6 protein-coding genes are annotated in these 6,975 nt (G+C 55.7%); 2 read left to right on the top strand and 4 right to left on the bottom strand.

All coding sequences use genetic code 11. From position 1 onward, the window contains the following. Nucleotides 1–735, top strand: a 735-nt coding sequence (locus ABYV26_RS17600; RefSeq protein WP_372682664.1) for a sigma-54 interaction domain-containing protein, incomplete at its 5' end; no start/stop codon positions are given. Nucleotides 736–941: 206 nt separating this feature from the next. On the opposite strand, the gene ABYV26_RS17595 is transcribed toward ABYV26_RS17600, so the two are convergent. Both ABYV26_RS17595 and cls read right to left on the bottom strand, forming a co-directional pair. Further along, nucleotides 942–1,679 carry an RluA family pseudouridine synthase gene (locus ABYV26_RS17595; protein WP_372682663.1) on the bottom strand — a complete coding sequence of 246 codons (738 nt, stop codon included), beginning with the start codon at nt 1,677–1,679 and terminating at the stop codon, nt 942–944. Nucleotides 1,680–1,684: 5 nt separating this feature from the next. Continuing rightward, on the bottom strand, nt 1,685–3,121 hold the full coding sequence (gene cls, locus ABYV26_RS17590) for a cardiolipin synthase (RefSeq protein WP_372682662.1): 1,437 nt from the start codon (nt 3,119–3,121) through the stop codon (nt 1,685–1,687). A 163-nt stretch (nt 3,122–3,284) separates the two neighbouring features. Here cls and ovoA point away from each other — a divergent pair, with 163 nt between their 5' ends. Then, nucleotides 3,285–5,393, top strand: coding sequence for a 5-histidylcysteine sulfoxide synthase (ovoA, locus tag ABYV26_RS17585; protein ID WP_372682661.1), 2,109 nt, complete (start codon nt 3,285–3,287; stop codon nt 5,391–5,393). Here the strand turns inward: ovoA and ABYV26_RS17580 are convergent. Continuing rightward, nucleotides 5,362–6,231 carry a flagellar motor protein MotB gene (locus ABYV26_RS17580; protein ID WP_372682660.1) on the bottom strand — a complete coding sequence of 290 codons (870 nt, stop codon included), beginning with the start codon at nt 6,229–6,231 and terminating at the stop codon, nt 5,362–5,364. The genes ovoA and ABYV26_RS17580 overlap by 32 nt on opposite strands. Nucleotides 6,232–6,234: 3 nt before the next feature. Beyond that, the coding region (locus ABYV26_RS17575) for a motility protein A (protein ID WP_372682659.1) at nt 6,235–6,975 on the bottom strand (741 nt) is incomplete at its 5' end.

Below are 6,975 nucleotides of genomic sequence, written 5' to 3'. Positions count from 1 at the left end.
TTGGAGAACGAGCTATTCGGACATGAAAAGGGCGCATTTACCGGTGCCACCGGTCCCAAAAAGGGGCGATTCCAGCTGGCGGACCGGGGAACCCTCTTTCTGGATGAAATCGCTGAAATGGCGCCGGCCACCCAGGCCAAAATCCTGCGCGTTCTCCAGGAAAGGGAGTTTGAGCCGGTGGGCGGTACGCGCACCGTGCAGGTTGACACACGGATCATCTCGGCCACCAACCGCAACCTTGAAGATGAGATCACCGCCGGCCGCTTCCGGGAAGATCTTTACTACCGGCTCAACGTGGTCATGATCAAGGTGCCGCCCCTGAGAAATCGATCCGCCGACATACCGCTGCTGGCCGACTATTTCCTGAAGCGGTATGCCGAAAAGAACCACCGCCGCCTCAACGGCTTTCGCCCCCGGTCCATGGATCTTCTTCTGCGTCACACCTGGCCGGGCAATGTCCGTGAACTGGAGAACGTCATCGAGCGGGCGGTGATCATGGCCAGAGGGGACATGGTAGACCCTGAGCATTTCCCCAACACCCTGAAGGACCAGGACGCCGATGAAGCAGCCAAAAAGCCGGTGCTGGCCTCCGGACGATCACTGAAGGAGGTGGAAAGGGAGATGATCCTGAAAACCCTTGAAGACATGGGCGGAAACCGGACGCGAACGGCGGAGACGTTAGGCATCAGCCGCCGTACTTTGCAGCTGAAGCTCAAGGCTTACGGCATCAACTAATTGTGACGGATTCGTAAAAAGCCCGACGTCTGCGTTACGCTTCATCCTTCGTCACTGTGGCGTACCGTCAGTACTCTGCCTTCGGCACCCGCGATAGCGGTATTCTCAGGATGGAACATGAATGTTCGCCGGAATGATGAAGATCTATATACTGCCCGCTCGCTATAGCTCGCTTTCGCGGCCCGCAAGCCTTGATCTCGGGCTTCTTACGAATCCGTCGGAATACGACTTGTTACGCGTTCATCGATTGTCGGGTTTGTAAAAAAAGTTAAGAAATAGTCTGGAATTTTGGTTTCAAACGTCATCTCTTCATTCGTAAATGGGTGTTTGAACCTAATCGACAATGCATGCAAAGCCAACCGTCCCTTGGCCTCCTTTGCATATTTTTTATCACCGGCAATGGGATGGCCCTTTTCGGACAGGTGAACACGAATCTGATTTTTTTTTCCCGTCAACAGCTGAATTTCCAGCAGACTGTAGTGCTTTGAGGCTTTAATGACTTTATACTGCGTTCTGGCCAATTCTCCCTTTTTTGAATTCTCGACCGAGCGCATTTTATAATCATCTCCCTCGGCAAGAAAAGATTCGATGACGCCACTTTTTTCTGCCAAGGCACCATGAACGACAGCGATGTATTTCTTCTCTACCTGTTCCCACTGCGCGGCAAATTTCTCACGAATTTTATAGCTTTTTGCAAAGATCAACACGCCGGACGTTCCCCTGTCCAGCCGGTGGACGACAAAGAGGTTGATCGTTGACTTCGGGTTGCCTTTGCGGACATAGTGGGTCAGCAGGTGATGGGCCGTCTTTTCCGCTTCGTAATTCGCCTTGACGCTCAACAGCCCCGAGCGCTTGTCAATCACGATGATGTCTCGATCCTCATAGAGAATCTGGATGCCTGGCGGCACATACTTGGTTCGTATTTTAATTTTTGATTGAATCATAGGCGTCACAATATCGGCGAAAACAGCCGGGCCGCCCGGATCGCCAGGCGGAAAGCCAGGGACCGGCGATAGACATCGTCGGTGGTCAGCGGATCGGCCAGGGAAAAATCGTCAAGGCACATCTTCTCCACCCGCCGGATGAAGTCGGGGTCGGTAAAAGCCATGGTGATCTCGAAATTGATCCGCAGGGAGCGGTTGTCAAGATTAACCGTGCCGATGCCGGCCAGGGTGTCGTCCACCAGAAAAACCTTCTGGTGCATGTAGCCCCTGCGGTAGGTGTACATCCGGACCCCGGCCACGGCCACTTCAGACAGGTAACTGTGCGCCGCCCACCAGACGACCCGCTTGTCCGGATTGGCGGGAATCAGGATCCTCACATCCACCCCGCGCATGGAAGCCAGTTGCAGCGCTTTGATCACGGCCACATCCGGCACGAAATAAGGGGTCAGGATCCAGCACCGATGTCTGGCCAGGTTAATGGCCTGTATCATCATCAGCGAACAGCTTTCCACCAAATCCCCGGGGCCGGTGGGAATGCAAAGGACCGGCTCGCTGCCGATACAGGCTGGCGGATCCCAGGAAATATCCGGAAGGTTCCCACAGGCCCAATGCCAGTCCTCGGCAAAACAGAGCTGTACGGCCAAGGTCACCGGACCTTCCATTTTGACGTGGGTGTCCCGCCAGAAATCAAAACGCCGGCCCCTGCCCAGGTATTCATCACCCACATTGTGGCCGCCCACCCAACTCACGGCGCCGTCCACCACCACGATTTTGCGGTGATTGCTAAAATTGATCCGGAACCGGTTGAGCCATCCACTGCCCATGCGAAAAATACCGACGTTGACGCCGGCACGCCTCAACGCCTCGGTGTAGGATCGGGAAAGGCCCACACTGCCGATCTGATCCAGGAGAAAATAGACACGGACACCGGCCTTCACTCTGTCGATCAGCGCCGATTTTAACCGATCGGCCAACTCCCCGTTGCGGACGATAAAAAACTGAATCAACACATAGCTGCGGGAGGACCGGATCCCTTCCAGGATGGAATCGAAGGTGGCCTCGCCGTTGATCAACAGGAAGCAGCGGTTGCCGACCATCACCGGCAGGTGGTAAATGTCGCTGAGAACATCGATTTTGGGTGTATCGCGCACCATCAGGCAGCCGAGCCGCTCGTCCAGCCTGAGATCTCGGCCCAGATGGTGGATGGCGGTGCTGCCGGACTGGTGGGCGACTGCGGAGCTCTGGACGCGTCGCGCCCCGAACATGAGGTAAAGGAAAACGGACACATAGGGAAAGAAAAAAAGGGCCATGACCCAGGCGATGGTTCCCTGGCTGGTGCGGCCGTTCATGATGACGTCGAAAATGAACAGAATGCCCACAACGTGAAGGATCACAGGAATCAGCAACAACCAGTATTCAAGGGCGATCTGTACCACGGGCATGGCGACGAGCCTTTTTTAAAGAGATTGCTTTAGTTTTTTAACATATGATTCCATGCGTATGCAATCAAACTTGGACATATTCATCATAATACCTTTATTTTAGCTATCTTTTTCCACCTTGTTGATGCAACATGGGTGCATATTATCTAATGGGGAGAAAGTGATGATAGATTTACGAAACACGCGCACAACCATTTTGAACACGGGCACGCCCGAAGCAAAGCGCGAAGAAATACTGGACTATTTCCACAAGACCTTCACCCTCGATGAACGGCTCTACGACACCCTGGCATCCGATGACACCTTTTACCTGCGGGCCGAACCGCTTCGGCACCCGCCGATTTTTTACCTGGGCCACACCGGCGTGTTCTACATCAACAAACTGATCAGCGCTAAAATCATCGATCAGCGCATCAACCCGGCATTCGAATCCATGTTTGCGGTGGGGGTGGACGAAATGTCCTGGGACGATCTGGACGAGGCCCATTATGACTGGCCCACCGTAAAAGCGGTAAAGGCCTATCGTGACGAGGTGCGCGCCTTCGTCGACACCGTCATCCGCACCCTTCCGCTGACGCTGCCCATCACCTGGGAACACCCGTTCTGGACCCTCATGATGGGCATCGAACACCAGCGGATTCACCTGGAAACCTCCTCGGTAATCATCCGGCGAATGCCCATCGACCAGGTCCGCCATATGCCCTTGTGGGATATCTGCACCGAATCCGGCCGGGCACCGGACAACGATCTGCTGCCGGTGCCCGGCGGTCAGGTGGCGCTGGGAAAACCCAAAAACCATCCCCTGTATGGATGGGACAACGAATTCGGCAGTCATACCTTCGATGTCCACGATTTTGAGGCTTCACGCTATCTGGCCTCCAACCGGGAGTATCTGGATTTCGTGAAGGACGACGGCTACGCAACGGCATCTTTCTGGACCGAAGAGGGCTGGAACTGGGTCGGCTATTCCAAGGCGCGGCACCCGCTCTTCTGGATCCCGTCAAAGGGCGACTGGCGTTTCCGGACGATGACCCGAATCGTCCCCATGCCATGGGACTGGCCCGTCGAAGTCAACTACCTGGAGGCCAAGGCCTTTTGCAACTGGATGTCCCAAAAGCGCGGCAAAACCATCCGGCTGCCCACCGAAGACGAGTGGTACCGGCTGCGCGATCTGAACGACATCCCCGACCAGCCCTATTGGGATCTGGCCCCGGGAAATATCAATCTGGAACACTGGGCCTCGTCGTGTCCGGTGAACCGTTTTCGCTTCGGCGATTTTTTCGACATCATCGGCAATGTGTGGCAGTGGACGGAAACCCCCATCACCGGATTTGCGGGATTTGCCGTCCATCCGGTTTACGACGACTTCTCCACGCCCACCTTCGACACCCGCCACAATCTGATCAAAGGGGGGTCCTGGATCTCCACCGGCAACGAGGCCACGCGTGATTCCCGCTACGCCTTCCGGCGTCATTTCTTCCAGCATGCGGGCTTTCGCTACGTGGCATCCGAACAGCCGGTGGAACTGCCCGAAGCCATGTACGAAAGCGACCTGGCGGTTTCCCAGTATTGTGAGTTCCATTTCGGGGAGTCCTACTTCAATGTGGAGAACTTTCCGCGGCAGTGCGCCCAACTTGCCGTGGCCGTCATGGAAGACCGGCCGAAAAAACGCGCCCTTGACTTGGGCTGCGCCGTGGGCCGCGCCACCTTCGAACTGGCCCGGACCTTCGACGTCGTCGACGGCCTGGACTTTTCGGCGCGCTTTATCCGCATCGCCGTCCAGATGCAGGAAAAAGGCGCGATCCATTACGAACGGGTGGAGGAGGGAGACATCGTCTCTTATCATGAACGGCATCTGGCCGAGTTCGACCTGGACGCCATCTCCGACCGGGTGGAATTTTTCCAGGCCGACGCCACCAATCTCAAATCACAGTTCAGCGGCTACGATCTGATCCTGGCGGCCAATCTCATCGACCGGCTCTACGACCCGAAAAAATTCCTCTCCAGCATTCATGAACGACTCAACATGGGCGGCGTTCTGGTTCTCACCTCGCCCTACACCTGGCTGGAGGAATTCACGCTTCGGGAAAACTGGGTGGGCGGCATCCGCAAGGACGGTGAGCCGTATTTCACACTGGACGGGCTGAAAGACATGCTGGCCGGTCACTTTCAGATGCTCGGCAACCCCCTCGACGTTGAATTCGTCATCCGTGAAACCCGGCGTAAGTTTCAGCACACAGTCAGCCAGATGACGGCTTGGGAGCGGATATGAGGCCCTTCTGTAACGGATCCGGTGTCTGCTCGACCTTGACCAGGGAGATTTCAACCCTACGGTTGGCCCGTCGATTTTCGTCGGACGTATTGGCCACCAACGGATGAAATTCCGATTTCCCCTGAATGATCAACCGCTGTGGGGCAATCCCGTGAGTCGCCAGAAATTTGGCGACACTGGCGGCTCTGGCTGCAGACAGCTCCCAATTGGATGGAAATCTCTGCGTACGGATGGCAATGTCGTCGGTATGGCCTGACACGATGATCTGGTAATGCCGCTGCGGGGCGATCATATGGGCAATCCGTTTCAATGCCGATTGAGAACCGGCCAACAGCATCGCCTCACCGATATTGAACGTAATACGCTCCCCCAGAACAAATACGGGTCGTTTCTCGTCCCACCGGACGTAAAAATCATTGCTGAAGCTGTCTTTCAGGTCGTTGATCATTGCCCGGTTCAACGGTTCAACCGGATCCTTCTTGTGTGATGCACGGTTGGTTGCCGGTGGTTCCGGATTAGGGGCCATGGTTTCATCCGTCGGCGTGGAGGCAGTGGAGGTGGCCTCCGGGAGAACGTCTGAATGGATGCCCGATGACGATGCGACGGTGGTGACGGCCTGATCCGATTCCTGCAAAGGGGTTTCCGGCCGATTGATCGCATTGGTGTACAGCAAAACAAAAAAAACGAGCAGGAGGGTCATCAGGTCGGCCATGCTCCACAAAAACGCATCCTCTTCGGCAGACTTCGCCTCTTCCGCCAGGGAGAATCGGACCGCGATGCCCTTGTCCGCGTTGGGCTTGAACCGCCATCGCATTGACTGACCTGCATTGTCGACCATCTGCTACCTCGCCGGTTCCTGTTGTTTGGCCGAGTCACCCCACAGATTCCAACGATTACCCTTTCGAGCCGGCACCGGCGGCTGCGTTGAAAAATCAACTTCTGCGTAGGACTTCAGACAGTGGGCAATTTCCAGCGGCGGTCGTTGGTCGCACACGCCCATGACGCCGTCAAAAACCACATTGAGCATCAAGGCCTCGCGCCTGATGTGTTCGGCAAACTTTCCCGCGATCGGAAGAAACAGAAAGTTGGCAAAGAGCAGCCCGTAAAAGGTGGTTAGCAAGGCAGTCGCCATGCCTTGTCCGATTTGCGCGGAACTGCCGATGTGGTTCAACACATTGATCAGGCCGATGATCGTACCCACAAAGCCGAACACCGGTGCAAGCCTGGCGAGCCGGTTGATCATGTTGAGCTGCGCCTGCAATTGGTCCAGATACAGATTGATCTCCTTTCCCAGCATCGTCTCAACCCGTGGGGGATCAAAATTATCAAGGATCATCTGAAAACCGCGGCGCAGCACCGGATTTGACACGCCGTTGATTTTCCGGTTCATCTCACCCAGACCGGCGACCCGCTGCAGGCGGGCCAATACGACAATTTGACGGATCAGGTCTTCTACGGTTTTCGGTTTGGATTTCAGGCTGTCGACCAAACGGGTGAAAAAACCGCGCTGGGTATGGACGGGAAATGCCAGCGAACCGCAAACGATCGTGCCGATGAGAACCAAGGCACCGCTCCTGACATT

It is taken from the genome of Desulfosarcina sp. (assembly GCF_041551955.1).
Taxonomy (GTDB): Bacteria; Desulfobacterota; Desulfobacteria; order Desulfobacterales; family Desulfosarcinaceae; genus Desulfosarcina.
The sequence above is the reverse complement of the archived record's forward strand: the minus strand, read 5'-3'. Positions and strand labels throughout refer to the sequence as shown.

Bases quoted from the DNA above. Each gene is read 5' to 3' on its own strand.
- ABYV26_RS17595 (WP_372682663.1), bottom strand. From the start codon at position 1,679: ATGATTCAATCAAAAATTAAAATACGAACCAAGTATGTGCCGCCAGGC.
- ABYV26_RS17580 (WP_372682660.1), bottom strand. From the start codon at position 6,231: ATGGTCGACAATGCAGGTCAGTCAATGCGATGGCGGTTCAAGCCCAAC.
- cls (WP_372682662.1), bottom strand. From the start codon at position 3,121: ATGCCCGTGGTACAGATCGCCCTTGAATACTGGTTGTTGCTGATTCCT.
- ovoA (WP_372682661.1), top strand. From the start codon at position 3,285: ATGATAGATTTACGAAACACGCGCACAACCATTTTGAACACGGGCACG.